Origin of the sequence: Paenibacillus pasadenensis (assembly GCF_023715725.1) — a bacterium.
Taxonomy (GTDB): domain Bacteria; phylum Bacillota; class Bacilli; order Paenibacillales; family Paenibacillaceae; genus Paenibacillus_O; species Paenibacillus_O pasadenensis_A.
In genome coordinates this window covers 1-26877 of record NZ_JAMBOT010000021.1, presented here as the reverse complement: position 1 = coordinate 26877, position 26877 = coordinate 1, and the positions used below count along the sequence as shown (strand labels likewise).

At 55.8% G+C, this 26877-nt stretch carries 17 protein-coding genes and 1 rRNA gene; 6 read left to right on the top strand and 12 right to left on the bottom strand.

Annotated features, from left to right (window positions below):
- The 4 genes from M3223_RS23460 to M3223_RS23445 all read right to left on the bottom strand — a co-directional run.
- A 16S ribosomal RNA gene (locus tag M3223_RS23460) occupies positions 1–72 on the bottom strand; the annotation flags it as partial.
- Positions 73–410: 338 nt separating this feature from the next.
- The gene (ligA, locus tag M3223_RS23455; protein ID WP_251566182.1) at positions 411–2486 is read right to left on the bottom strand and encodes an NAD-dependent DNA ligase LigA; all 2076 of its coding nucleotides are present in this window, start codon (positions 2484–2486) and stop codon (positions 411–413) included.
- A gap of 148 nt (positions 2487–2634) precedes the next feature.
- The gene (pcrA, locus tag M3223_RS23450) at positions 2635–4995 is read right to left on the bottom strand and encodes a DNA helicase PcrA (protein ID WP_251566180.1); all 2361 of its coding nucleotides are present in this window, start codon (positions 4993–4995) and stop codon (positions 2635–2637) included.
- 165 nt (positions 4996–5160) lie between these two features.
- Positions 5161–5865 (bottom strand): heptaprenylglyceryl phosphate synthase, encoded by a 705-nt coding sequence (locus M3223_RS23445; RefSeq protein ID WP_251566178.1) that lies wholly within the window; start codon positions 5863–5865, stop codon positions 5161–5163.
- Between the two features lie 167 nt (positions 5866–6032).
- Between M3223_RS23445 and M3223_RS23440 the strand changes: the two genes are divergently transcribed.
- A complete protein-coding gene (locus M3223_RS23440; RefSeq protein WP_251566176.1) occupies positions 6033–6680 on the top strand; it encodes a hypothetical protein in 648 nt (215 codons plus the stop codon).
- A 53-nt stretch (positions 6681–6733) separates the two neighbouring features.
- Here the strand turns inward: M3223_RS23440 and M3223_RS23435 are convergent, their stop codons facing one another.
- From M3223_RS23435 to serS, 4 genes are all read right to left on the bottom strand, one after another.
- Positions 6734–8677, bottom strand: coding sequence for a stalk domain-containing protein (locus M3223_RS23435; protein ID WP_251566174.1), 1944 nt, complete (start codon positions 8675–8677; stop codon positions 6734–6736).
- Between the two features lie 128 nt (positions 8678–8805).
- A complete protein-coding gene (locus tag M3223_RS23430; RefSeq protein WP_251566172.1) occupies positions 8806–9804 on the bottom strand; it encodes a nucleoside hydrolase in 999 nt (332 codons plus the stop codon).
- 78 nt (positions 9805–9882) lie between these two features.
- Entirely contained in the window at positions 9883–12417 is a 2535-nt protein-coding gene (locus tag M3223_RS23425; protein WP_251566170.1) for a U32 family peptidase, read from the bottom strand.
- 184 nt (positions 12418–12601) lie between these two features.
- Positions 12602–13888, bottom strand: a complete 1287-nt coding sequence (gene serS / locus M3223_RS23420) for a serine--tRNA ligase (RefSeq protein WP_251566168.1) — start codon at positions 13886–13888, stop codon at positions 12602–12604.
- Positions 13889–14264: 376 nt separating this feature from the next.
- Between serS and M3223_RS23415 the strand changes: the two genes are divergently transcribed.
- Positions 14265–14978: a DUF2070 family protein gene (locus M3223_RS23415; protein WP_251566166.1), complete on the top strand. Its 714-nt coding sequence runs from the start codon at positions 14265–14267 to the stop codon at positions 14976–14978.
- Between the two features lie 45 nt (positions 14979–15023).
- Here M3223_RS23415 and M3223_RS23410 read toward each other — a convergent pair whose 3' ends face one another.
- The gene (locus tag M3223_RS23410) at positions 15024–15686 is read right to left on the bottom strand and encodes a PIG-L family deacetylase (protein ID WP_251566164.1); all 663 of its coding nucleotides are present in this window, start codon (positions 15684–15686) and stop codon (positions 15024–15026) included.
- A 140-nt stretch (positions 15687–15826) separates the two neighbouring features.
- Here M3223_RS23410 and M3223_RS23405 point away from each other — a divergent pair, with 140 nt between their 5' ends.
- Positions 15827–16795 carry a sugar phosphate isomerase/epimerase family protein gene (locus M3223_RS23405; RefSeq protein ID WP_251566162.1) on the top strand — a complete coding sequence of 323 codons (969 nt, stop codon included), beginning with the start codon at positions 15827–15829 and terminating at the stop codon, positions 16793–16795.
- Positions 16796–16993: 198 nt separating this feature from the next.
- Here the strand turns inward: M3223_RS23405 and M3223_RS23400 are convergent, their stop codons facing one another.
- The gene (locus tag M3223_RS23400; protein WP_251566160.1) at positions 16994–17209 is read right to left on the bottom strand and encodes a DUF2759 family protein; all 216 of its coding nucleotides are present in this window, start codon (positions 17207–17209) and stop codon (positions 16994–16996) included.
- Positions 17210–17668: 459 nt separating this feature from the next.
- Here M3223_RS23400 and M3223_RS23395 point away from each other — a divergent pair, with 459 nt between their 5' ends.
- A complete protein-coding gene (locus tag M3223_RS23395) occupies positions 17669–19291 on the top strand; it encodes a nitrite/sulfite reductase (protein WP_251566158.1) in 1623 nt (540 codons plus the stop codon).
- 165 nt (positions 19292–19456) lie between these two features.
- On the opposite strand, the gene uvrA is transcribed toward M3223_RS23395, so the two are convergent.
- Complete coding sequence (gene uvrA, locus M3223_RS23390) at positions 19457–22525, bottom strand: excinuclease ABC subunit UvrA (RefSeq protein WP_251566156.1); 3069 nt, start codon at positions 22523–22525, stop codon at positions 19457–19459.
- Positions 22526–22622: 97 nt separating this feature from the next.
- Positions 22623–24623, bottom strand: a complete 2001-nt coding sequence (uvrB, locus tag M3223_RS23385; RefSeq protein ID WP_251566154.1) for an excinuclease ABC subunit UvrB — start codon at positions 24621–24623, stop codon at positions 22623–22625.
- 284 nt (positions 24624–24907) lie between these two features.
- Between uvrB and M3223_RS23380 the strand changes: the two genes are divergently transcribed.
- The gene (locus tag M3223_RS23380) at positions 24908–25720 is read left to right on the top strand and encodes a flagellar motor protein (protein WP_251566152.1); all 813 of its coding nucleotides are present in this window, start codon (positions 24908–24910) and stop codon (positions 25718–25720) included.
- The gene (locus tag M3223_RS23375; protein WP_251566149.1) at positions 25704–26486 is read left to right on the top strand and encodes a flagellar motor protein MotB; all 783 of its coding nucleotides are present in this window, start codon (positions 25704–25706) and stop codon (positions 26484–26486) included. The genes M3223_RS23380 and M3223_RS23375 overlap by 17 nt, the downstream gene beginning before the upstream one ends.
- The last annotated feature ends 391 nt before the right edge of the window (positions 26487–26877 follow it).

Genomic DNA, 26877 nt, shown 5'->3' with positions numbered 1-26877 from the left:
CGTCCGCTCGACTTGCATGTATTAGGCACGCCGCCAGCGTTCGTCCTGAGCCAGGATCAAACTCTCCATAAAAGAAGTTTTCGCATCCGAAGGATTAGAAAAGCTTCAAGGTGTTTGACTTGCTCATGATAAAACGTTGTCGAATTTATAGCTTAATCATTTGTTCAGTTTTCAAAGAACTTGGTTGGTCACAAGGAAATACTTTACCACACTGCTTGTCTCCTTGTCAACAGCTTGTTTTTCTTTTTTGTTTCTTTTCGCTGTTTTTTACCGTGCCGCCGAAGCGACAAGAAGTAATATACCACAGTCTAAAAATGAATTGCAACCCTTATTTTCAAAAAAAGTGATTTAATTTCACAGGGAAGCAAAAAAGCCGGAAAGCTGTTCCGCTCTCCGGCTTTTTAATCGCGCTATTGCTCTTCCATGCCCAGCATGCGCCGCAGTTCTTGTTCATCTTCAATAACGGTTAAACCAAGATCGCGGGCTTTGGTTAGCTTGCTTCCGGCGCTCTCGCCGGCGATGACAAAGTCGGTCTTTTTGGATACGCTGCCTGTAACCTTAGCTCCAAGCGCCTCAAGCCGTTTGCCAGCCTCATCCCTTGTCATCGTAGACAGCGTTCCGGTCAGCACAACCGTCTTGCCGCTGAACGGACTGTCTTCAGCAGACTCGCTGAGCAGCGGACGGTCGGCCTCGGCCTTCACTCCGCGCTCGCGCATGCGGCGGATACTTTCCTGAATGAGCGGTTCGCGGAAAAAGGCTGTAATGCTTTCCGCTACGATGCCGCCGACATCGGGGAGGCCCGTCAGCTCTTCCGCTGGCGCTGCCATCAGCGCATCCAGACTGCCGTAGTGGTCGGCCAGCATGCGCGTAGTCGCTTTCCCGGTGTTGGGGATGCCAAGCGCATTCAAGAATGAAGCAAGATCGCGGTCCTTTGACTTTTCAAGCGCATCCAGCAGATTGCGGGCTTTTTTGTCGCCAAAGCGCTCCAGACCGATCAGCTGCTCATATGAAAGATCGTAAAGATCCGCCAGATCGTTCACACCGCAGTTGTCATGCAGCTGGTCCGCCGTCATAACGCTGAACGTTTCGATGTCCATCGCATCCCGCGAGGCGAAATGTGTAATCCGGGCAATGATTTGCGGCTTGCAGCCAAGACGGTTCTCGCAAAACAAATGGGCTCCCCGCTGCACGAGCGGCGTACCGCAGGACGGACAGTTTTCAGGATAGACGATTTCTTCTCCCTGCTCCTCTTCATCCGCTTTGCCCAATATCTCCGGAATGACATCATTGGAACGGCGAATGAATACCCTCGTGCCCAGCGCATGTTTAAGCCCTTTGCGCTCAATATCCCCGGTATTGTTCAAGGTGCAGTTCTGTACCGTAACGCCGCCCAGCTCCACGGCCTCGACCCGCGCCAGCGGCGTTACTTTTCCGGTGCGGCCGACATTCCAGGAAACGGACTCCAGTACCGTCGTGCTCTCCTCCGCCTCGAATTTGAATGCAACCGCCCAGCGCGGGAATTTGTCAGTATAGCCGAGCACGCTGCGGGTGCGCATGTCGGTTACCTTTATAACAGCTCCGTCGATCAGAAAATCGAACTCCGGGCGTTGCACAGCAATCCGGTGCAGCTCTGTAATGAGCTCTTCTATGTCTGTAAAATAAGCCAAATAAGGGTTCACCTTAAAGCGGTTGTCCCGCAAAAACTCGATCATTTCATTATGGGTGACAAATTCAAGCTCGTCGGAATAACCAATGTTATAGAAGAAAGCATCCAGCCTCCGCTCCGCCGTCACCTTCGGATTCAGGTTGCGCAGCGCGCCGGCAGCGCCGTTGCGGGCGTTTTTGAGCGGCTCGGCCGCTGTTTTATTGTACGATTCCAGCACGGACAGGAACATGAGCCCCTCTCCCTGCACTTCTATAACCCCTTCGGTATATGGGATGGTGAGCGGAACCGAACGGATTGTTTTCACCTGCGCCATAATGCTTTCGCCGACCGTGCCGTTGCCCCGCGTAGCCGCCTGAACGAGCTTGCCTCCCTCATACGTGAGGTTCAGCGTCAGGCCGTCGAACTTCAGCTCTACGACAAAGGAAGGGTCCGGCAAAGGCTCCTCTTCGGGATTTTTAGCATTATAATCCGCGATGCCTTTGAGCAGCCGCTGATGCCAGGCGCGCACTCCGTCCTCGTCCTTCGCTTTGTCAAGGCTCCACAGCCGGGCACGGTGACGATACGTGTCAAAGCCCTTCAGCACCTCTCCCCCCACCCGCAAGGACGGCGATTCCGGAAGCACAACGCCGCTTTCCTGCTCCAGGCGGATCAGCTCATCGTACAGAAGGTCATATTCCGCGTCGCTGATAACCGGTTTATCCAGCGTATAATAGTTGTGGTTATGAACGGCGAGCTCACCGGCCAACACCCGCATGCGCTCCAATACGGCAGCATCGGCTTCCTGTACAAGCTCCTCCTGCTGTTTTGTGCGGTTATCCATTCTGAATTCACGTCCTTTAAAATAGATTCGACATGCGGCAAACGACGAATAGTTCAAGTTTATACCAATCGTTATGTATACAACCCTGCCCGGGGCTGATCGGTCAGCACCCGGGCAGGAAAATCAGCGGAACAAGCTTGCCGAAAGATTATTCTTGGACCTTCTCCACCGGAGCAAAGCTGGCCAGCAGCTTCTTCAGCCCGACCGGAGCCGGGAATGCAATCTGAATCTCCGTGTCGTTGCCGGTACCCTTAACCGACACGACGACTCCGGTGCCCCATTTTTTGTGGGACACCTTGTCACCGGCGGCGAAGCTGCGCGCCGCTTCGCCAATTCCGGCCGCGGGAGCGTTCGGCGTGCTAACCCGCACGCTGCTGCCGCCCGCGGCAGAGCTTGCCGCCCCGGCCCCGGGGGACCCGGCCGGGCGGCCATAACGCGCCGCGCCGGATGCGGAGCCCGGCGCGGAAGCGCCTGCGGCGCCGCCGCCGCGGTAGCCGAAGCCTCCGGCTCCGCCCGACGCGCCGCTGTAACGCCCGCCGCCGCCAATTGTGCGGCCGGGCGAGGCAAGCTCCTTCACGTCATCGGGGATTTCCTTGAGGAAACGTGAAGGAGCGTTGCTGCTCGTGCGCCCGAACAGCGTGCGCATGCGGGCGCATGTCATATACAGCCGCTGCTCGGCGCGGGTAATGCCGACATAGGCGAGACGCCTTTCCTCTTCAAGCTCCTCGTTGTCGGTGAAGGCCCGGCTGTGCGGGAACACGCCCTCCTCGCAGCCAATAATGAATACAACCGGAAACTCAAGACCTTTGGCGCTGTGCATCGTCATCAAAATGACGGCGTCATCCGGCGTTTCGTCCTTATCCATGGAATCGATGTCGGCGATCAGCGCCAGATCGGTCAGGAACGAGACGAGCGACTTGTCTTCGTTGCGCTTCTCGAATTCCTGCGTTACCGACAGGAACTCCTCGATGTTCTCGATGCGCGCTTTGGACTCCAGCGTATTTTCCCGGTGCAGCTCCATCGTATACTCCGACAGCTCCAGTACCTTTTCCGTCAGCTCCGTCACCGACAGATAATCACGCATAGCCGTCAGATTCGCAATCATCGAGCGGAAGCCCTCCAGCAGAGAGCGGGTACGCCCATTCACCTCGACGCCGCTCAAATCTCCCAGCACCTGATAAATTGAAACGCCGCGGCGGCCCGCCTCCTCCGCCAGCTTGGCGACGGTCGTGTCGCCGATGCCGCGTTTTGGCACATTGATAATCCGCTCCAGGCTGATGTCATCGTCCGGGTTGGATACAAGCCGCAGGTATCCCAGCAGGTCCTTAATCTCTTTGCGGTCATAGAACTTGATGCCGCCTACGATCTGGTAAGGGATGTCCGACTTGATGAGAATTTCCTCAATGACGCGGGACTGGGCGTTCGTCCGGTACAAAATAGCGTGATCGGCATAATTGCGTCCGCCGTTGCGTCCCGAGCGAATTTCGCCGGTAATATAGTACCCTTCGTCATGCTCCGAGTCCGCCTGGTACAGCCTGATGTTTTCGCCGGCTCCGCGCTCGGTCCACAGCCTTTTGTCCTTACGTCCCGTGTTCTGGCCGATAACGGCATTGGCCGCATTCAAAATATTGGCGGAAGAGCGGTAGTTCTGCTCCAGCATGATCGTTTTTGCCTCGGGATAGTCTTCCTCAAAATTAAGGATGTTGCTGATGTCCGCGCCGCGCCAGCGGTAGATGGACTGGTCGCTGTCGCCGACGACGCAAATGTTGTGATGTTTGTCGGCCAGCATGCGGCAAAGCATGTACTGCGCCCGGTTCGTATCCTGATACTCATCCACATGAATATAGCGGAATTTGTTTTGGTAAAAGTCCAGCACTTCCGGCACGTCCTTGAACAGCTGAATCGTGCTCATGATCAGATCGTCGAAATCCAGCGAGTTGTTGCTGCGCAGGCGCTTCTGATACATTTTGTACACATCGGAGGCGACTTTATTAAAATAATCCCCGCCCGACTTCTGCTCGAAGCGCGCCGGATCAATCAGCTCGTTCTTCGCGCTGCTGATGACCGACTGCACCGCTTTTGGCTCGAATTTCTTCGTGTCGATGTTCAAATCCTTCATGCAGCCGCGAATGACCGACAGCTGATCGCCGGAATCCAGAATCGAGAAGTTCGAGGTAAAGCCGATCCGGTCGATATCTTTGCGCAAAATGCGCACGCACATAGAGTGGAACGTCGATACCCAAATATCGCTGCCGCCCGCGCCGACCAGCGCAGATACCCGGTCGCGCATCTCGCGTGCGGCTTTATTCGTAAAGGTTATGGCTAAAATGCTCCACGGAGCAACGCGCCGGCGTTCAATCAGCCAAGCGATCCGGTGGGTCAGCACCCGGGTTTTGCCCGAGCCCGCACCTGCCATAATGAGCAGCGGCCCGTCTGTCGCCTGCACCGCCTCGCGCTGGGGCGGATTCAGCTTGGCAACCGCCGCCTCGATTCCTATCGGATTTATCATAGGTTGGTTAATTCTCCTTCTTCACGGCAGCCTGCCAGAAGGCGCGCCTTGCCGTATTGTGGACCTCTGCGGCAATGCCGCAGGATGCCCCGCCTGCCTTGCTGCCGGCGGTTCTGTTCGCCTTTGTTCGCCTATCTCCAGTCTAGGGCAACGAGCCCGGCTGTGTCAATCCAGAGACTCGATGCCGCGGACGGCCTGCACCGTGCTCAGCGCCGCCTCCAAATCGCTGTAAATAATATTGCCAACAACGACCGTAGCAGCGATTTTTGCCGCCTCCGCCGCGCGCTGCGCACTGTCGATGCCGCCTCCGTAAATAAGCTGCGCTCCATTCAACGAGCGTTTAACCCTGCGCAGCAAACGCATGTCTCCAAAGCGGCCGCTGTATTCCACATAAAGCAGCGGCAGCCTCAGCAGCCGGTCCGCCAACCGGGCGTAGGCCTCCGCCTCCAGCTCCGTTAGTCCAGCGTTTGCGCCGCTCACTTTAGCTGCCTCGCAATCTCCGTTTAAAATCAGGTACCCTTCAGCCCAAGTTTTTTCCCACGGAATAAATGCCCCCCATTGCTCCAGCGCCTGTGCCTGCCTTCCGGTAATCCATTCCCCGTCCGGGGTGTTAAGCACCATCGGGATCAAATAGGCGTCGAAACCGGGCAACGCCAGCTCGGGACGCGTCACCTCCAGCGCAAGCGGAATGCCGCAGCCGCTCAGCCGCTCCAGCAGCTCTGACGTATTTCCGCAGGTTAACCCGCTGGAGCCGCCGACCATAATCGCGTCCGTACCGGAGCCCAGCACCGCCTGCAGCTCCCGCTCTCCGAGCGGCCGGTCCGGGTCGAGCTTGAACACATGCCGCCATTGTTTGAATCGTTCCGTCATTATTGGTCATGCTCCCGTCATTGCGAGGTCTGTTTTCTCAGTCTAGACAAGGCTCCGCCCAGTGTCAACGAGTGCGAAGCAGGGGGTTTCTGCCTGTTTCAACGGTCCGGCTTGATGGTAAGGGAGGATACAGCAAAACTCGCAATGAACCAAAGGAGGAACTAAATATGAGTAAACCGACTGCATCTTCTATGGAAACGGAAACGAACGCCATCCATGATGAAAAACGGGCCAAGCAGGAGTTGAATCGTATGGAGGGCCAGCCTGCCGGCATTAACGCCGACGGCAAGCCGCATAGCGGCCATGAGCCGCAGGGCGTCGTCGAAGCGGACAGCGCCGTGCATCCGCCTGCGGTGAAAGGCTCCGACGGCCCGGTTTATCAGGACCCGCCGCCCGAGGAAGAGGAGGAATCGGACAGGCGGCGCGTGCCAAGCGCCAAGGATCTGACTCCGGTAACGGAGCGAAAGCCTTATTTTATCTCGCTCACATCCAAAACGATTGAGCATGAGCGCTCCCGCACAGATCAGCTGGAAATTCTGGCAACACCCGAGGAGCTGGAAAAGCTGAAGCTGCTGCTGGACGAGATGGAGTCGACGGACGACATCAGCTCGCTTGTAGCCGCTATTCCGTACAAATCCAATGACCGCAGTCCGACGCAAAAGAAGTTCCAGAACTCGGTCAACGATCTGTACATGACCATCCACCAGCTGGGAACGCAGGAAACGCGGTCATTTATAGAAGATACGCATATGTTCCGCGAGCTGAACAATACGGATTATGATTTGCCGGGGTACGATAAAGAGCCGCGTATTTAGAACGGAAAAGCCGCATGATAGCCTGTTAAGGGCTGCCATGCGGCTTTTATAATTTATCCCGTATAGATGAAGCTCACTTTGCCGTTAGTAAAGGTCACGTAGTTCGAAACTCCGTATCTCCAGGTCTCGGCCGTTATGCCGCTCGCGGTCAGTGTGCTGCGTTCGTTCGGTCTGCCCCAGCTCAACAGCACCTGATCCTTATTCATTCCGGTCGTAATTTTTCCTTGCTTGATTAGAGCCCACGACGACTGCGACCACTTGTACGTTTTGTACGGATCTGCCGTCAGGAAGTTCTCGCTGTTGCCCAATGTCGTCCTGACCTGCTCTGCTCCATAAGTCGTATAATCTACAATGCTGCCAGAAGGAAGTTTGAAGTAAATGGTGAAGCTTCCGCTGCCGTCCGGAACAATATCGGTAATCGTCACTTTTTGAAACCGATAGTTACTGTCAAAATGATTCACCCAATAGCTTTTACCAATCAGCTTTGTCAAACTGCCCAGCAGTTCCTTTTTTAATATTTGCGCCGTGCGCTCCGTCTGCACTTGAAGCTTGGCCTTTCCTAAACCGACAGTCATATACTGATAAGACGAATTCCAGTTCAACTGCGCTCCAATGGCCGTTTTGAGCAGCGCTGCCGGAAAAACGGTGCTTCCTTCAGCTTTATGGACTTTACCGGGGAGAGTAACCGTCTGGCCATTAATGACAGCCGATGCGCTTCCCAGCTTCAAGGAAATGGACAGTTTGCCTTGCTTGACCGTGAAGGTTTTGGCCGCGGCATCGGCAGACACAGTCATTCCCAGCTCCTTAAAGGTGCGCTGGAGCGGCAAGTACATCACTCCGTCTGTGTACACTCCTCCTGCAAAAGCTTGGGCAGAGCTGATGGATACTCTTACGGTCTTGCTTTGGCCCCCGGAGGTTACTGTGACATCCGTCTCGCCGACAGCAAGAGCCTTCAGCGTACCGTCAGGCAATTTTTGCAGCAGGCTTGGCTTCTCGATGACAAGATTTGCTTCAGCCAAAGGGACTTTCCGGTACGAGGACCCGCTCCATTGCTCTTCAATTGTTACCGGTACCTTTTCCCCCACCGTCAGCTGGCTCGTTTCCAGCGTCAGCTTTAGATTGGCAACAACCGGGAGCTCCACTTTTTCCCTCTTGCCTGACTCTAAACCGTAGATCTCCAAATCGCCGTTTTGCATGCGCAACAAAGCCGAATTATACGTTATGCTCAAAATTTCTGCGGCTCCGCTAATTCCCGGATAGGCTTCGGCCATTTTAAAGCGGCTGGAGTAGCTGTTATGCCATACCGTGCCGTCCTTGCGTACGACCACGATCGTATCGTCTTCGCCAAATGCAACGCTGACTGCATCTTCCGCCATTACTTGCGGTACATAGGCTTCGAGATTTTTATGGTCAAAATATATATAATCATAGATGGTCAGCTTGCCGGATTTATATAGAACAGCCACCTGGGATGAATAATAGCCACTGGCTCGAATCGTAGAAACGGATTCGGCGTCAATCCGATCGACGAGCTTGCCGAGATTGCCGAAATTTCCGGTTGCAAACAGCTCTCCCGCAGGGTTAATCGATGCAGACATTAAATCGTCGCAGTAAACCATGGAGGCGTTGGCAGCTGTGCCTTTTACATTGCCGCCCTCAAGATTCCAAACCGTCCCATCCTGCTTTAACAAACAGGTTCCGGACAGAGCCTTGATGCCTGTCGCTCCCTTAACCCGTTGGGCTTTCCCGTTATCAAGGAGCACCAGCTCGCCTGAAGCAGTCAAGCCGTATCCGTTCTCAATACTGGTGAGCTTTATATCCGCAGGGGAGTAGCCTTTAGGACCTTCCACCCATACCGTGCCATCTTCTAGCAAATAGTTAAATCCGTCAAAATCCGCAACGCGACTGGCTTCGTTCGCCGAAGCCCCTCCAGGCAAAAGAAACAACAGGGCGGCCAATGCCAGTAGGTTCAGTGCCGGCCAGCGTTTACTCCTCATAAAATGAAATCTTCCTCTCTATTAAATAATAGGAAGATAGTACCATATTCTACAATTTGTCACCATACTATTTTACCAAAAAGAAGAAGAATCCAGTCCTTTAGACCGAATCCTTCCTGTATCAGCAGTTATTTAAATACCGAGAACAGCTCTTCCGTGACAGCCGGAGCATCTACTTCCAGTGCGAACGAGACCGGATGACCAACGCTCGGCGTGACGCGGCGGTCCGTAACGACCATGCCGGCAGTCAGGTGATCGCCGCAGGAGATAGAAGCCAGCAGCGTTTGGCAGGTGACGAGCTCCGGACGAACCGCAGCGATTACGGCAAGCGGATCATGCATCGGACAAGCGTTGTCGAGCTTGTTTACCATGCCGTAGAAGTCAAAGTAGACCGAGAAGCAATCCTTCAGGAAAGCGGCAACCGGCTTGTCCTCTTCCTTGCAGCTGCGCTCCAGCTCTTCCAGCTCGCCGCGGGTTAGCAGCGTCTCCATCGTGACGTCGAGGCCGACAACAGTAAGCGGAAGCCCTTCCGCCGCTACCAGCACCTGCGCCGCTTCAGGATCTCCCCAGAAGTTCGCTTCAGCAGCCGGCGTAATATTGCCCGGTACGAGGACGTTGCCGCCCATGACGACTACGCTGCGGAATTTATCGGCAATGCTCGGGTCCTTCTCCAGCGCAAGCGCCAGATTGGTCATCCGTCCCATAAGCACAAGCGTCAGCTCGCCAGGGCGCTCGTTGGCCATACGGATGTAGAAATCCGCTGCCGCCTCGCCTGTTGGCTGCTGATCGGAAGGAGGAATAACTGCGCCTCCGATGCCGTTTTCTCCGTGCACGTCGGATTTTGAGCCCGGGAACTCGCGGCGCAAAGCCTTGTTTGCTCCTTTAATTACGGCTACGCGGCCTTCCTTGCCGGCCAGCTTGATCAGGCGCAGCGTATTGTCCGTCGCTTGCTCGACGTCGATATTGCCAAAAACGGTGCAGACCGCTTCCAGATCGATACGCGGCGATTTAACCGCATATAAAATCGCCAAAGCATCGTCGATTCCCGTATCCGCATCAATAATCATTTTTATTGGTTCAATGTTTGTTGTCATAATCGTCTGGCTTCCCTTCTGTCTTCTCTTCATTCCAATTTCCGTCTCCGCAAAAACAGGAGCTCCCCGGAAATCCGGGGAGCAATTTTAAGCTTTGCTTGCAAAGCTGCTTCACTTTACCAGCTGGCCGCGCGTGACGCCGAGCTGGTTCGTCGCCTTCAGGCTGCGCCACACCTGGGTTCCGCTGATCCGGCCGTCAATCGCGTCGCGGTACAGCGCAAGCACCTCGGCCACTTTCTCTGCCGGTTCCTCCAGAAACTCTACGCGGTAAGAGCGCACTCCAAGCTCAAGGAAGTTTTTGACGTATTCCGCGCCGGACTGCTCAATGGCATTGTATACCGTATTGCGGCAGCCCTCGTCAACACGCACGGGATGTGACATGCCGATGCGGTCCTGCAGCGAAATGTTATGCTCCTCGCAAGGACGGCCGCAGTTCGTAAAGTCGGTGCCCTCGCTGATAAATGTACAGTAGACGCAATGCTCCGTATGGAACATCGGCAAATGCTGATGTATGACGATTTCCAATGCCTCCGGCTCGTTGGTGCGGCCCAGTAAATCGACCATCTGTTGAATGTTCAGATCGTACGACGGCGTAAGCACGTCGCAGCCTGCTTCCCGGAACAGCTCCACCGCTTTATGGTTGGCAATGTTAAGGGAGAAATCGCCGATCAGCCGCGGGAAAGGCTCTCCCGGCCGCTCCATGCGGGCACGCAGGTAATAATACAACGCGCCGGTGTTGCGGACGAGCACCGCATCCGGCTGCAGCCGCAAAATATTGGCATGGTAGCCGTTTTCGTTCGGCATATGGATGCGCGGCGTCGCCAGCGCTATCGGCTTGCCTGCAGCACGCGCCGCCTCGATTGCCGCTGGAAACTGCTTGATGAACTCGAAATCGGCATAAATCATTTCAACATCGGTTTTGCAGGCGGCCTGCACCTGCTCCAGCGTGCGGCACAGCGCAGTCAGGCGAGCCGCTCCGGGCCCCGCCTTCACTGCCGCGTCCGCCGACTGCTGCTCCGGCGTCCTCGCCCCGTCAAACACGTTGACGTCGCGTTTGACGTACACCGGAGGCTTCGGCCGTTCGCCATCCAGCTGCTCCACTGCCTCGCGGCGCAATCGGTTCAGCTCACGCACGGGAAGAATCAGGTCGCCTTCCAGGTCGATTTCCAGCTGTTCCAGCTGGAACAGCGTGCCGCCGAGACGGCCGAGCTGGTCCTCCAGCAGCTGGCGGTCCATCGGCCGCTTCAAAGCTTTTTCCAGCAGCAGCTCGCTGTCCGCCTGTACGGTCGTGCCCTTCTGCAGGTCCGTCCACCAAGTGCGCAGCGGCTCGCCCTCCCGGCCTTCAACATGAAGCGCCAGCGGGAATACCCGGTATGGCTTGTCCGTTTCAAAGGTGGCGCGCAGACGGCGGTCGAGAGCGGGATCGCTCGTTTTCCAAATGCGGTCGCCGGCCTTCACCCGCTGCAGATTAACGTCATTGCGTCCCGGCACGATGTCCAGCACCGTGCCTTCCCCCGCTTCTCCTTCAAGCTTAACGCCTTGGCGACGGATGTCGTAGACGCGTCCGCCCTCTTCCTTCTGGGTTGGATCGCCGGCGTCAAACACAATGCCGTCACCGCGCTTGAGCGGAGCTTCAATGCGGCAGACAACGCCGTCGCGCAGAACGCGCTCAACCCGCCCCAGATAAACGCCACGGCTTTTCGGGAAGGAGCCGTCGACGAGCTGTTTGTTGTTCGTTCCACTAAGAAAGCCATGCGTAAAACCGCGCGAGAAGCTCTGTTCCAGCTCGCGGATTTCCTCGCGTGTCGGCCCGCTGCGGTCGCCGGCGAAATAAGCGTCAATTGCTTTGCGGTATTTGGAAACGACGTTGGCGACGTATTCCGGCGTTTTGAGGCGGCCTTCTATTTTGAAGGAGGTCACGCCAGCCTCAATCAGCTCCGGCACCAGCTCGATAGCTGCAAGATCCTTCGGTGAAAGCAGGTAGGCGATGTCGCCCATCGGCTTCTGCTCGCCGTCAACCATCAGGTCGTACGGCAAACGGCATGCCTGCGCACATTCGCCGCGGTTGGCGGAGCGGCCGCCCCACATTTCGGAGGTGAGGCACTGCCCGGAGTAGCTGACGCACAACGCTCCGTGCACGAACACCTCCATCGGCAGTTTTGCTTTTTCGCCAATGGTGCGGATCTGCTTCAAATTGTTCTCGCGGCCCAGGACGACGCGCTCGATGTCGAACGGCTTCGTGAACTCCACCGCCTCCGGCGACGTAATAGTCATTTGCGTCGAGCCGTGAATCGGAAAGTCCGGCGAAATCTCGCGAATCAGCTTCACCAGTCCGAGATCCTGCACGATAACTGCATCTACGCCAGCGTCGATGCAAGCGTCAATAAGCGCTTTAGCGTCCCGCAGCTCGTCCTCGAACACCAGAATATTGAACGTCAAAAAGCCCTTAACGCCGTAGCGATGCAGAAAACCCATGATTTCCGGCAGCTCGTCCATGCGGAAGTTATTGGCGCGCGCACGCGCGTTGAACTTCTCTACGCCGAAGAAAACGGCGTCCGCACCGTTCGCGACCGCCGCCCTCATGCAATCCCAATCGCCGGCTGGGGCCAGCAGCTCAATGTCTTGCCTTTGTATCGGTAAGGTCATGCCTTTAGTATGCCTCCATATCTTAAACTTGCTTCTGCTTCTTATTAAAATAAGCTTGGCCGCAAGCAGCGGCCTCCATACTGCTAGTGTAGCAGAGTGGCCGCCGCTTGACCAAGCTTTTACGGCGAAATGCCCGCTGGCAAGTTCAGGCCGCAATGGCTCCGTTAACCTTCCAGCTCTGAGCTTATCCGGCCGGAGGCGACAAACGCTCTATTCCGCCCATATACGGGCGCAGCGCTTCGGGGATGACGATCGATCCGTCCTCTTGCTGATGGTTTTCCAGCAGCGGGATAAGAATGCGCGGCGAAGCGACAGCCGTATTATTCAGCGTATACGCATAGCGCAGACGGCCGTCACCATCCCGGTAACGAATCCCGGCACGTCTTGCCTGATAATCCTGCAGCAGCGACGACGAATGCGTTTCGCCGTATGCGCCGCGCCCGGGCATCCACGTTTCGATATCATATTGCTTGTAGGTTTTGGGCGACATATCGCCCGCACATACGTTCATAATCCGGTAAGGCAGCTCCAGCAGACGGAGCAGCTCGCCGGCATGACGCGTAATTTCCTGCAGCATTAACTCCGCCAATTCCGGTTCCGCCCTGCAAATGACAACTTGCTCCACCTTGGCGAACTGATGAACGCGGTAGAGACCGCGCGTATCCCGCCCTGCCGATCCGGCCTCGCTCCGGAAACAAGCCGAAGCCGCCGCCAGCCGAATCGGTTCATTCAGTTCAAGCACTTCACCGGCATAGTACCCGACAAGCGGAACCTCCGACGTGCCGACAAGCCGCAAGTCATGCCCCTCCACCTTGTACACCTGGTCCTCACCCGCCGGGAAATAACCTGTTTTCACAAAGGCCGAGGCCCGCGTCATGACGGGCACCTCAAGCAGCTCAAAACCGGCCGCTTCGAGCCGGTCAAGCGCAAGCTGCTGGACCGCTCGATGAAGCTGGACTCCAGCTCCCTTTAAATAATAACTGCGCGTTCCGGCCGTTTTGACGCCGCGGGCCAAGTCAAACAGGCCATGCAGCTCCCCGAGCGCGACATGATCACGCAGCTCAAATTCGAATTCGCGCGGGGCTCCCCAGCGGTTAACCTCGACATTGTCCGCCTCCGACGCTCCTTGCGGCGTGTCCGGCGACACAAGGTTCGGCGCTTCAAGCATAAGCCGCTCCAGCCTCGCCTCAACCGAAACAAGCTTTGGCTCCAGCATGCCAAGCTCAGCAGCCGCTGCCCTTCCCGCAGCCTTGAGCGACTCAGCCGCTTCCGCTCTGCCGTCGCGCATGGCCGCTGCCGTTTTTTCCGCCAGCTCGTTCCTCTTCTGGCGTTGCTCCTCCACCTGGACAAGCAGCCTGCGCCGCTCTGCGTCCGCCAGAAGCAGCGCATCGGCGTCAAACTCCATTCCTTTGCGGCGCGCCGCCTCCTGCACCGCTTCCTTGTTTTCGCGAATCCATTGCATATCCAGCATGTTCCGCCGCATCCTTCCCGTTTGCCGTAATGTAAAAAACACAAAAAGCGCCCTCGCCTGTTGGGACGAGGAGCGCTTACGACTCGCGGTGCCACCCAATTTGACGGATGCCGGTAGGCAGTCCATCCTCTTTGGTTCCGCGGTAACGGGCGGGCCGGCAAACTTAGGGAACGCTGCGGAAGCGATCCTTGACGAAAACGCCTCCGAGTTGGAATCTCTTCATCGGCATATTGGATGTAATTAATTTTTTGAATTTTAACACAATAGATGGTTACCGGCAAGGGCTGGCACAAATGACGTTATGGACGCTATACTTGGTGTGCCGTAACAGCCTTAATTCGGCACAATAATGATACAACGAAAGGTGTCCGGGTTCATGCTCTCTCATCTTTTGTACCTTACCCTTGGCATATTAGATGCCTTGGCCGTCTGGGCGCTCGCTTTGTCGCTGTTCCGAATTCCGGCGCTGCGCCATTGGCCGACTATTGTCGGCTCCTCGCTCGTCATTAGCGTATTGTCCTATTTCAATCGAATGGTGATGCAGGCTCCCGTATTTGACGTGTTAGCCCAATTCATCCTTTATATGCTGGCAACCGTTTTATTAATGCGGTATAGGGCATTTTGGGCCGCTATTATTATAACAGCGGGTTATGCTCAATTTTTGGCGCTGCAATCTACGCTGTACCTGCTGCTGACTAGTTTCAGCCTGCTGCCTTCAACCATCGTAGGGGATAACACCGGGCTGGTATTTGTCCTTCAGATTTTGACAGACTCCTTTGCTTTTCTGATTGCGATTGCTCTTGGCCTGACCGGAAAAAGGTTTCGTTTCATCCCGCCTGCGCCGCAGCGCGCAAAATCATGGTCTGTTTACTTGGCCCCGCAGCATGAAAAGCTCGTTATCGCACTTGCAGCAGGGCTGATCAACGTCGTCTTTTCCTTGTTTTTTATGCTGAATGGGAGATTTTTCTTTTCTTACATCAGCACTTTGATTACGCTGGGCTCCATGCTCTTCCTCTTTTATTTGACGGAAAAAAGGATTCGAGAAGAACGGCAGAACCCGCCGGGGAACGATTCCGACGTCGGCATGTAAAGTGTGGCATCAACGGAGGCAGCAAAAGCTGCCGCCCGCTCTTCCTCAAAACCGCTCCTGCCCGTCCTCCCAAGCCAAATAAAACCGTTCGTACCGCCAATCCTTGGGAGGCGCGGACAGATCCCCGAAGTAGCGGGCAATCGTATCCGATTGAGAGGTATGCGCGGCAAGCGCCGCCGCCTTTGCCGTCCATTGCTCAGCCGAATCGAGCGTCAGCTCCGCCGTGCGGCCCTGCTCCTCTAACGCTGGGGAAGCGACATAATAGAGCTGATTCAGTCCTGAAATATGTCCTTCCTTAACCAGTCTTGTTCCGATCCGGGAAATCGCTTTGTGATCCGGGTGTCCGTTGCCTCCATCGGGCGGAAACGTTACGAGTGCTGACGGCTTGTACGTTCGTAAAAACTCAGCTGCCCGCCGCACCGCCTCTTTTTCGTCAGCCTCCTCCAGCTTTCCGTCCGGATAACCGAGCTGCCCGACCGCGCCAATGCCCAAAATACGTGCCGCATCGGCAAGCTCCCGTTCGCGCGCCGCTCCGAGGCCGCTGCCGAGCAGCTTGGCTTGTTCACTGCCTCTCATGCCCGCATCGCCGCGGGTAGCGACGAGCAATACGGGAGGATGCCCTTCATCGGCAAGCTTGCGGCTAAGCGCCGCAGCCAGAAACGTTTCGTCATCCGGATGCGCAAACAGCAGGGCGACTGGATTTTTCATCGATAACTCTCCTTTGTCCACTTCTTATGTAATTTTGCCGGAAACGACCGGAGCGGCTGAATTGCCGCTTTGGGCCGTGGTATAATGAAATCGCTTGTATCGACCGCTTACTATCACCCGATCGGGAGGTTATTTCGAATATGAAACTTGGCGTATTCTCCGTTCTATTTGCCCAAAAATCATTCGAGGAATCACTGGACTACATCGCCGCCAAAGGGCTGGACGCATTGGAAATCGGCACCGGCAACTACCCGGGCAGCCCGCATCTTGATTTGGACGAGCTGCTGGCCGATGACGGCAAACGCCGCGCCTTCAAACAAGCGGTAGAATCCCGCGGCCTGATCATCAGCGCGCTGAGCTGCCACGGCAATCCGCTTCACCCGCAAAAAGCGATCTCCACCGAGCACGATTCGGTAATCCGTAAAACGATTGAGCTGGCTAACCGGCTTGAAGTTCCCGTTGTGAACACGTTCTCCGGCCTGCCGGGCGACCATGAGGATGCTAAATATCCGAACTGGCCGGTTGCTCCATGGCCGAACGACTTCCAGGACGTGCTTAAATGGCAGTGGGAACAAAAAGTCATTCCTTATTGGTCCGAAATCAACGGCATTTCCGAAGCGGCAGGCATCAAAATCGGCCTGGAGCTGCACGGCGGCTTCTCCGTCCATACGCCGGCCACGATGCTGCGTTTGCGCGAAGCGACGGGCAAAGCAATCGGCGCCAACCTCGATCCGAGCCATATGTGGTGGCAAGGCATCGATCCGGTGCAGGCTATCCATATTCTTGGCCGCGAGGGTGCGATTCATCACTTCCACGCCAAGGATACAACGATTGACCCGATTAATGTCAACAAACACGGCGTGACCGATATGCAATCCTACGCCTTAATGCTGGACCGCGCTTGGCAGTTCCGCTCCGTCGGCTTCGGCCATGACCTCAAGGTCTGGGCGGACATCATCAGCGCGCTGCGCCTCGTCGGTTACGACTATGTTGTCAGCATCGAGCACGAGGACGGGCTGATGAGCGTAGAGGAAGGCTTCAGCAAAGCGGTCTCCAACCTGCAGCAGGTGCTTATCCGCGAGCCGCTTGGCGAGATGTGGTGGGTTTAATTTTGAAAAGGGAGCTTCCGCTCCCTTTTTTTATGCCCGCTTATGTTAGCCCGGCCCGGCAAAGATGAAAAAGGCTCCCCATCCGGCAATGATGCCGAGCGGGGAGCCTTTTGAGTATGCCGTGATGGCGCATACAATACGCTGCAGCCGGGTATTGGCTCCGGCGGCAGCGCGCCTATGTAGGCCGATTCGGACGGCTTAGAGGCCGAACCAAATTTTGACCATAAAGAAGTCGACGATAAGGAATACAAGCAGGCTAACGCCCGCAAAGCCAATCGCGAAAATGTTCTTCTTTTTCTCCATAAGCAGACGAACCAGACCGATAGCAATCAGAATGGTAAATCCAACCATGAACAGGTCAAATGTATTAAAGGTGCTTGATGTTGCGGCGACTTCTTCTGCTGCAAGATACATGGGGTGCTACCTCCCGGATTGAATTGCTGGCTTTATCCGCATCGCGCCCCGTTATACCGCACAGACGGATGGATAGCCGGCACCATTTCTCTATATCTTCATATAAGCTATGGTATCTTTTAGGCGGCTTGGATGCAAGATGTTTTCGCTCTGTAACTGGTTTGCCACAAATTTGTCACGATATAGCGTGCGACAAGGAAGCCCTTCCTATTCTTGGCCAATATAAAAAATCTCAATCATCTGCATCAACAATCGTTATAAGCCGCTGTTCTGCCGTTATTCCCATTTACACGGCATTATGGTACGATCGGAGTACATAATCACACCTTTTTTATCGGAATTTATACTTCACATGCGGAGCAGCCGCACACAGCCATTTCCCCTTGCTGGCACAAGGTTTTGGAAACAGGCTGCCGGCTCCTTGCTTCGGGAGTCAACATTTAGGGAGGTTCTTGAGCAATGGCATACGAAACGCCGTGGATGAACGATCCATCCAAGCTGAATAAAATGGAACTGTGGAAAATCGAGAAGGACGGACTTGACGTAATCCGCACCATTATCGAGAAATATGCTCTGGAAGGCTACGACTCCATTCCCGAGGATGATATGAACCGCTTCAAGTGGGCGGGCGTTTACGAGCAGAAGCCACGCGACGGTTATTTCATGATGCGGATCCGCATCAACTCCGGTGTGTTGACGACGGCTCAAGCGCGCGCGCTCGCTACGATTGGCCGCCTATACGGCCGGGATCTGATTGACGTGACGACACGCCAAGCCATTCAGTACCACTGGCTGCGCATTGAAGATATGCCGGACATCTTTAAACGTCTCGAAGAAGTTGGCCTGTACAGCTACGAATCCTGCGGCGACTGCCCGCGTACGATTGTCGGCAACCCGCTTCAGGGCATCGACAAAGACGAGCTGATGGACACAACGGCGCTTGTGGAGGAAGTGAACGATTTCTTCCTGATGAACCGTGAATTCTCCAACCTGCCGCGCAAATACAAAATGTCCATTTCCGCCAACATCTACAACAACGCCCATGCGGAAATTAACGACCTTGCCTTTACTCCGGCTGTGAAGGAGATTGACGGCGAGCAGGTTATCGGCTTCCACGCCTGGGTAGGCGGCGGCCTCAGCGCCAAGCCTTACCTGGCGAAAGAGCTTGATATGTTTGTCCGTCCGGAGGAAGCGCTGAAAGTGGCTATCGGCGTAACAACGCTGTTCCGCGACCATGGCTACCGCGAAAAGCGCCACCACGCCCGCCTGAAATTCCTCGTCGCCGACTGGGGACCGGAGAAATTCCAGGAAGAGCTGCTGAAGCTGATTGGCGATATGCCGACCAAAGGTACGAGCAAAACCGTCGGCTGGCAGGCGGCATACTTCGACGGCGTGCACAAACAAAAAGACGGCCGCAACTATATCGGCATGAACGTGCCGGTCGGCCGCACCAACTCCGATGAGCTGGAGCAGCTGTGCGATATCGCCGATCAATACGGCGAAGGCAAGCTCCGCACGACGATGTCCCAAAACATCATCCTGACCGGCGTGAAGGACGAGGATCTCGAAGCCGCTCTGGCCGCTCCGGTATTCCAACGTTTGACGCCGAATCCGAAGCCGTTCATGAGCCGTACGGTCAGCTGCACCGGCAACGAGTTCTGCAACCTGGCCATTGTTGAAACGAAGGTACGCGCAGTACGCGTGGCTGAATACCTCGATGAGCATGTACAGCTGGATGAGAAAATCCGCATCCACTTCATCGGCTGCCCGAACGGCTGCGGACAGAAGCATATCGCAGACATCGGCCTGCAGGGCTCACTCGTGAAAACGCCGCAAGGCACGGTAGATGCGTTTGATATTGCGATCGGCGGCATCCTTGGCCCCGATGCGACGTTCAACAAACCGCTTAAAGGCCGTGTTAAAGGCGACGATGTTGCGCCTGTTCTCGCTCAATTGATTGAGTTCTACAAAGAAGGACGCGAGGAGAACGAAACGTTCCACGCTTACGTGAACCGCGTCGGCGTACCGGCCTTCCAAGAGAAGCTGACCGGCATTCTAGCAGCCGCTTCCGCAGCAGGCTGAGTATGATAAAGGGAAAGAACCAAGCCGTGCCGGCTTGGTTCTTTTTTTATTTCGGATTCGGCCCGTTCCTGAAGCTTGGAGAAGAATACAGCAAAGAAGCCCAGCTGCTAGCTGGGCTTCTTTGCTGATTTTTGCTGAATCGCCGCTTGTTCCTGCTGCGGCGAATTAAGCGTCGCTCTTCGGCTTGCGGCCGCGCTTCCGTGGAGCGGCATCCGCCTCATAGGAGGCTCCGCTTTCTGCTGCTAACAGCGCTCCGCCTTTAGCTGCAGCGGACTTGCCGCGTCCGCCAGCCTTCCGCGCAGATACAGGCGCCTCCGCTGCCGGATCGGCTGTCGCCTCCGCAGCGGCCCCAACCTCGGCTGCCGCCTGCAGCGCTTCGGCCTTAACGCGCGCCTCTCTTGTACGCTGCAAGTCGCGCTCTAGCACAGGGCCGAGATACTTGCCAGTGTAAGAGCCCTCGACCTTCACCAGCTCCTCCGGTGAGCCTGCGCCGACAATAGTACCGCCGCCGCTGCCGCCCTCCGGTCCAAGATCGATCAAATAGTCGGCTGTTTTGATAACGTCGAGATTATGCTCAATGACAAGCACCGACTCGCCGGAATCCACCAAACGATGCAGCACAACTAACAGGCGGTCCACATCGTCCATATGCAGACCTGTCGTCGGCTCGTCCAAAATATAGAACGTACGCCCCGTGCTGCGGCGATACAGCTCGGAAGCAAGCTTAACGCGCTGCGCCTCGCCGCCCGACAGCGTTGTCGCCGGCTGGCCCATGTTCATATAACCAAGGCCCACGTCCAGCAGCGTATGCAGCTTGCGATGGATTTTGGGGAGGTTGCGGAAAAATTCCGTAGCATCCTCAATCGTCATATCCAGCACATCGGAAATGCTCTTGCCCTTGTATTTAACCTCCAGTGTCTCCCGGTTGTAGCGTTTGCCTTTGCAAATCTCGCATGGCACGTACACATCGGGCAGGAAGTGCATCTCGATCTTAATAATGCCGTCGCCGCGGCAAGCTTCGCAGCGGCCGCCCTTAATGTTAAAGCTGAAGCGGCCTTTTTTGTAGCCGCGCACTTTAGCCTCAGTGGTTGAGGCGTATACGTCTCGAATGTCGTCAAATACGCCCGTGTACGTTGCCGGGTTGGAGCGAGGCGTGCGCCCGATTGGCGACTGGTCGATGTCAATCACCTTGTCGATCTGCTCCAGGCCGCGGATTTCCTTATACTCGCCTGGACGAACCTTGGCTCGGTTAAGATCGCGCGCCAGCGTTTTGTACAAAATCTCATTGACTAGCGTTGATTTGCCGGAGCCGGATACACCCGTGACCGCCGTAAATACGCCAATCGGAATTTTGACGTTAACACCTTTGAGGTTATTCTCCTTGGCGCCGCGAATCTCCAGCCACTTATCGGTAAGAGGCCGGCGCTGCTCCGGTACGGCAATGAATCTGCGCCCGCTCAAATACTGTCCGGTGAGTGAATTCTCATCCTGCATAATCTCTTGCGGAGTGCCTTTAGCCATAATCTGACCGCCATGGATGCCTGCGCCGGGGCCGATATCGATAATATAATCGGCAGCCATCATCGTATCCTCGTCATGCTCTACGACGATGAGTGTATTGCCCAGATTACGCATATGCTCCAGGGTGCCGATGAGACGGTCGTTGTCGCGTTGATGCAGACCGATGCTAGGCTCGTCCAATATATAAAGAACGCCCATCAGGCTGGAGCCGATCTGCGTAGCCAGCCGGATACGCTGCGCCTCCCCGCCCGACAGCGTGCCTGCCGCGCGCGACATCGTCAAATAATTCAGTCCCACGTTGACGAGGAAGCCGAGACGGCTGTTAATTTCCTTAAGAATAAGATTGGAAATCGTGCGATCCTTTTCGCTCAGGTCCAGTCCGTCAAAAAAGCTTTTTGCGTCTCCAATCGATAGAGAGGTCGCATACGCGATATTTTGTCCGCCGACCGTAACGGCGAGAGTTTCTTTTTTGAGCCGTTGGCCTTTGCAGCTGCCGCATGGCTTGGCGCTCATGTATTCCGCGATGTATTCGCGCATGGAATCGGAGGCGGTGTCGCGGTAGCGGCGCGCCAGATTGTTCACGACGCCCTCGAACGGAACAAACGCCTCTTTGCGGAATCCAAAGTCGTTCTCGTATTCAAAACGGACCTTCTCGCCGCCCGTGCCGTAAAGCAGCTTTTTCATCTGCTCCGCACTCAGTTCGCTTACCGGAACATCTCTAGGAATTCCGTAATGGCTGCAGACGGCAGCCATGAACTGAGGATAATAGTTGGACGTGCTGCCCGCCCACGCCTCAAACGCGCCGTCCGCAATCGATTTGCTGCTGTCGGTAATGATCAGATCCGGGTCAACGATCATTTTGGCGCCTAAACCGTCGCATTCGGGACAAGCCCCGAACGGACTGTTAAACGAGAACATGCGCGGCGACAGCTCATCGATGCTGAAACCGCACATCGGGCAAGCCAGATTGGAGCTGAACAGCAGCTCCTCCTGGTCGATAATGTCAACGATGACCTGGCCTTCGGACAGCTTCAGCGCGGTTTCGAGAGAGTCCGCCAAGCGGGTGCGGACATCCTCTTTCACAACAATCCGGTCAACGACAACTTCAATGCTGTGCTTTTTGTTCTTCTCCAGCTCGATGCTCTCGCTCAAATCGCGCAGCTCGCCGTCTACACGAACCCGCACAAAGCCCTGCTTTTGAATATCCTGCAGCAGCTTTGTATGCTCGCCCTTGCGGCCGCTGACGATAGGCGCGAGAATTTGCAGCCTTGTCCGCTCCGGGTATTCCAGAATGCGGTCTACCATCTGCTCCACCGTTTGCGAGGTGATTTCAATACCGTGCTCGGGGCAGTGAGGCTTGCCGATGCGGGCATATAACAGACGCAAATAATCGTAAATCTCCGTAACCGTGCCAACTGTGGAACGAGGGTTGCGGCTTGTCGTCTTCTGATCGATAGATATAGCCGGGCTGAGGCCCTCGATGGAATCAACATCGGGCTTCTCCATCTGGCCGAGGAACTGGCGGGCGTAAGCCGACAACGATTCCACATAACGGCGCTGACCCTCGGCATAGATCGTGTCAAAGGCCAGCGACGACTTGCCGGACCCGCTGAGGCCCGTCAGCACGACAAATTTGTCGCGCGGAATCGTAACGTCGATGTTTTTCAGATTGTGGGCTCTTGCGCCCTTAATTTCAATACGGTCGCTTGCCAACTTAGTACCTCCTATTTGTAAACGGAGCATCTTCGCTCCTGTCGGTTTGCAAGGTTATCCTGCAGGAATGATTTCGGTTAAATCCGAAGCTAGGCCGTCAGCCCTCTTCTGCGCGCAGCTCGAGGAGCGCGTCGCGCAGCTCCGCCGCACGTTCGAACTGGAGGCTCTTGGCCGCATCCTTCATCTCCGCTTCGAGGCGGTTGATGACCTGCTGGCGCTCCTTCTTCGTCAGCTTGCCGGAGACGCCGGTCAGATAATCGTTCTTCTGCTCGGCTACCTTCGTCGCCTCAATCACCTCGTGGATCCGTTTGCGGATCGTCTGCGGCGTAACGCCGTGTTTCTCGTTGTACGCCTCCTGAATCTCGCGGCGGCGGCGGGTTTCCGTTATCGCCCGTTCCATCGAATCCGTAATTTTGTCGCCGTACATGATGACCCGGCCCTCCGAGTTGCGGGCCGCGCGGCCGATCGTCTGGATGAGCGAGCGCTCCGAACGCAGAAAGCCTTCCTTATCCGCATCCAGAATCGTTACGAGCGACACCTCGGGCAGGTCAAGGCCCTCCCGCAGCAGATTGATGCCCACCAGCACGTGGAACGTGCCAACCCGCAAATCCCGCAGTATCGCCATCCTCTCCAGCGTCTTGATATCGGAGTGCAGGTAGCGGACCTTGATGCCGACATCCTTGAGATAATCCGTCAGATCCTCCGACATCTTCTTCGTGAGCGTCGTAACCAGCACCCGTTCGTCCTTGGCGATGCGGTCCCGGATCTCGCCTAGCAAATCATCGATCTGTCCCTTGGTCGGGCGAACCTCGATGATCGGATCCAGCAGGCCGGTCGGACGGATAATCTGCTGAATGGGCTCATAAGGCGACTTCTCCAGCTCGTAAGGGCCAGGGGTTGCGGATACATAGATGGTCTGTTTGTTCTTTCCTTCGAACTCCTCGAACTTCAGCGGCCGGTTATCCATTGCCGACGGCAGGCGGAAGCCGTGCTCCACGAGCACTTCCTTACGGGCCCGGTCGCCGTTGTACATGGCGCGAACCTGCGGAATCGTCACATGGGACTCGTCAATGACGATGAGCATATCGTCAGGGAAATAGTCCATCAGCGTATATGGCGTTGCGCCTCGCTCACGGAACGTGAGCGGTCCGGAATAGTTCTCGATGCCGGAGCAGAAGCCCATCTCCTGCATCATCTCGATGTCATAACGGGTGCGCTGTTCCAGGCGCTGCGCTTCCAGCAGCTTGCCGTTCTCGCGCATCTCCGCCAGCCGCTCCTCCAGCTCCCGCTCGATATTAACCAGCGCTATGCGCATTTTCTCTTCCTCGGTTACGAAGTGAGACGCCGGAAAAATTGCGACATGGTCGCGCTCGCCGACGATTTCGCCGGTCAGCACGTCAATCTCGGTAATGCGCTCAATCTCGTCGCCGAACAGCTCGACGCGAATCGCCCGCTCGTTGTTCGCAACAGGGAAAATCTCCACGACGTCCCCGCGTACCCGGAACGTGCCGCGCACAAAGCTAATGTCGTTGCGCTTGTACTGGATGTCGACCAGCTTATGCAAAATTTCGTCGCGGCCCTTCTCCATCCCTGTACGCAGCGACAACACGAGATTGCCGTAATCCTCCGGAGAACCGAGACCGTAAATGCAGGACACGCTGGCTACGATGATGACGTCGCGGCGCTCAAACAGCGAGCTGGTCGCGGAGTGGCGCAGCTTGTCGATTTCGTCGTTGATGCTGGAGTCCTTCTCGATGTAGGTGTCGGTCGCCGGGAGATAGGCTTCCGGCTGATAGTAGTCGTAATAACTGACGAAGTAGGAAACGGCATTATCGGGGAAAAATTCCTGAAACTCGCTGCACAGCTGGGCGGCGAGCGTCTTATTGTGGGCAATAACGAGCGTCGGGCGGTTAAGCCGCGCAATCGTATTGGCGATGGTGTAGGTTTTGCCGGTGCCGGTGGCTCCAAGCAGAATTTGATGATGACGCCCCTCTTGGACGCCGTCTACGAGCCGGGTGATCGCCCCCGGCTGATCTCCCTGCGGCGTGTAGTCCGATCTCAGCTGGAACAGCTTAGGCTCTTGCACCTTTTCGGCCATGAGCGAAGCTCACCCTCTTCCTTCATGCCGCAAAAGTCCTGGTCCATCAGTCCCAGTATTGCGGGATGAATCTATTATTATATGAAGAAATCCCTATTCATCTGTATACCCAAATCTACCGATAAATAAGTCATCTCTGTCATGTAAAGACGATGCTGCACATGAATGCTATAAAAATGAATCAAGGATAAGAATATCTGTTCCCGTCCATTATACCGGGTTAAAAACCGGCTTGCAATGAGAACAGTTGGCATAAAATTTACAGCGGGAGCGTGACATACAGCATGGACTTAACGACTGTAATCGGCATCATAGCAGGCATTGCCGCTTTGCTGGGAGGTTTTCTTTGGGAGGGCGGCGAGGCGCACGGCCTTATGGAAAAAACGGCCATCCTCATCGTATTCGGCGGCACGTTTGCGGCGGTTGCCGTCAGCTTTCCGGCCGCGCGGCTGCGCACGATTCCGGCGGCGCTGCGGATGGCTTTTCGCAAGGATAGCGATACCGACGAGCAAATCATCGAAAACCTGACGGAAATGGCAACGCTAGCCCGGCGCGGCGGCGTGCTCGCCCTGGAAACCCATGCCGGTAAAATTGAAGAGCGGTTTCTGCGCGACGGCGTGCTGATGGTCGTAGACGGGACCGACCCCGATCTGACCCGTGAAATTCTGGAACTGGAGATTGCCGCCATGGAGCGGCGCCATGAGCAGCAGGCGAAAATTTTCGAAAGCGCAGGCGGCTACGCTCCCACGATGGGCATCATCGGCACTGTGATGGGGCTGATTAACGTGCTTGGAGACCTCAATGAACCGGGCTCGCTCGGCTCGTCGATTGCGGTCGCTTTTACGGCAACCTTATACGGAGTCGCTTCTGCAAACGTGCTCTACCTGCCCATCGCCTCCAAAATCAAAGCGCGCAGCCAAGAGCGCATCCAGCGCATGGAAATGATGATGGAGGGCATTCTTGGCCTGCAGGCCGGCGACAATCCGCAGCTTATCCGCAAAAAGCTCCAGTCGTTCCTCGTCGTCGACGAGCCGGTTGTAAGCCGGAAATCCAGCGGATCGGAAGGAAAGGCGGAGGAACATGCGGCGCAGGCGTAGACGAAGCGGTTTAACGACGGAACCGGCGGAAAATCACGAGCGTTGGCTGATCACCTACTCCGATTTGATTACGCTGCTGCTGATCTTTTTCGTCGTGTTATACGCGATGAGCCAGCTTGATGTCAAAAAATACGAGGTGCTTGCGCAGTCGCTGCAATTCCAGTTCGCCAAGTCGGACTCCGTCATTCAAGGCGGCCAAGGCTTAACCGGAGAAATGCTGGCAAGAGGCGTCGCCCCCTCCTCTCCGCCCGCTGTGTCCGAGACGCCGCAGCAGCAGCTGAAGCGGCTGCAGGAGGAGGAGCTGCAGAACCTGCTTAAAGTCATCCAAACCTATATTCGTGACCATAAGCTGCAGGACAAGGTTTATGTAGCGGATACGCCCAAGGGCATTGCCATCCGGCTAAACGATCTGTTTCTGTTCGATTTAGGCGAAGCCAAGCTTAAACAAGGAGCCACGCCCGTGCTGGACAAGCTGTCCAGCTTATTCCGCACGCTGGACAATACAATCAGCATCGAAGGGCATACGGACAATTTGCCGATTTACGGCGGAGAATACAGCGACAACTGGGATCTGTCGGCGGCGCGCTCTCTGTCGGTTTTGCATTATTTTATCGATAAAAGCAAGCTCGCTCCGGGCAAATTCGAAATCGCCGGATATGCGGACACACGTCCTGTCACCTCGAACGACACCTCAGCCGGTCGCTCCAAAAACAGGCGCGTCGAAATTACCGTGCTGAGGGCCAGCACCGATGTCGGCTCAAAATAAATCTATTTGCCAGCGGCGGTCGTTTCTTCGGAGGCGGCCGCCGTTTGTTTTTGAGTGAAACGCTCCGGAACACAATGACAAACAGGCTCTCCCCATCTGGCAGCTTAAGATTGCCGTGCGTGGAAGCCTGCGTTTGCATGTTTTTCTCCGCACCGCCGGGCATGATATACTTTTATTATTGATCCTCCACACGGTTGAAACCGTGGGATTCCTAGCTCGTTGGCGAACGCAGACCATTTCTGTTTTGTTCAACGGCCAAGTTTTGGGCTAGATCAATAGCCCGTCCTAGTTCAGAGCGTTTAGCTAACTAGGCTGATCGACTGTTACCATCGATCACAGGTTGGCGCATGATATTAATTGCTCCAACTCTGTCTCGGTGTGCAGAATAACC

Coding starts and splice junctions, on each gene's coding strand:
- M3223_RS23430 (WP_251566172.1), bottom strand. CDS start 9,804: ATGAAGAGAAGACAGAAGGGAAGCCAGACGATTATGACAACAAACATT.
- M3223_RS23395 (WP_251566158.1), top strand. CDS start 17,669: ATGGCATACGAAACGCCGTGGATGAACGATCCATCCAAGCTGAATAAA.
- M3223_RS23405 (WP_251566162.1), top strand. CDS start 15,827: ATGAAACTTGGCGTATTCTCCGTTCTATTTGCCCAAAAATCATTCGAG.
- M3223_RS23435 (WP_251566174.1), bottom strand. CDS start 8,677: ATGAGGAGTAAACGCTGGCCGGCACTGAACCTACTGGCATTGGCCGCC.
- uvrB (WP_251566154.1), bottom strand. CDS start 24,623: ATGGCCGAAAAGGTGCAAGAGCCTAAGCTGTTCCAGCTGAGATCGGAC.
- M3223_RS23375 (WP_251566149.1), top strand. CDS start 25,704: ATGCGGCGCAGGCGTAGACGAAGCGGTTTAACGACGGAACCGGCGGAA.
- M3223_RS23400 (WP_251566160.1), bottom strand. CDS start 17,209: ATGTATCTTGCAGCAGAAGAAGTCGCCGCAACATCAAGCACCTTTAAT.
- pcrA (WP_251566180.1), bottom strand. CDS start 4,995: ATGATAAATCCGATAGGAATCGAGGCGGCGGTTGCCAAGCTGAATCCG.
- M3223_RS23440 (WP_251566176.1), top strand. CDS start 6,033: ATGAGTAAACCGACTGCATCTTCTATGGAAACGGAAACGAACGCCATC.
- M3223_RS23410 (WP_251566164.1), bottom strand. CDS start 15,686: ATGAAAAATCCAGTCGCCCTGCTGTTTGCGCATCCGGATGACGAAACG.
- M3223_RS23380 (WP_251566152.1), top strand. CDS start 24,908: ATGGACTTAACGACTGTAATCGGCATCATAGCAGGCATTGCCGCTTTG.
- M3223_RS23445 (WP_251566178.1), bottom strand. CDS start 5,865: ATGACGGAACGATTCAAACAATGGCGGCATGTGTTCAAGCTCGACCCG.
- ligA (WP_251566182.1), bottom strand. CDS start 2,486: ATGGATAACCGCACAAAACAGCAGGAGGAGCTTGTACAGGAAGCCGAT.
- M3223_RS23415 (WP_251566166.1), top strand. CDS start 14,265: ATGCTCTCTCATCTTTTGTACCTTACCCTTGGCATATTAGATGCCTTG.
- M3223_RS23425 (WP_251566170.1), bottom strand. CDS start 12,417: ATGACCTTACCGATACAAAGGCAAGACATTGAGCTGCTGGCCCCAGCC.
- serS (WP_251566168.1), bottom strand. CDS start 13,888: ATGCTGGATATGCAATGGATTCGCGAAAACAAGGAAGCGGTGCAGGAG.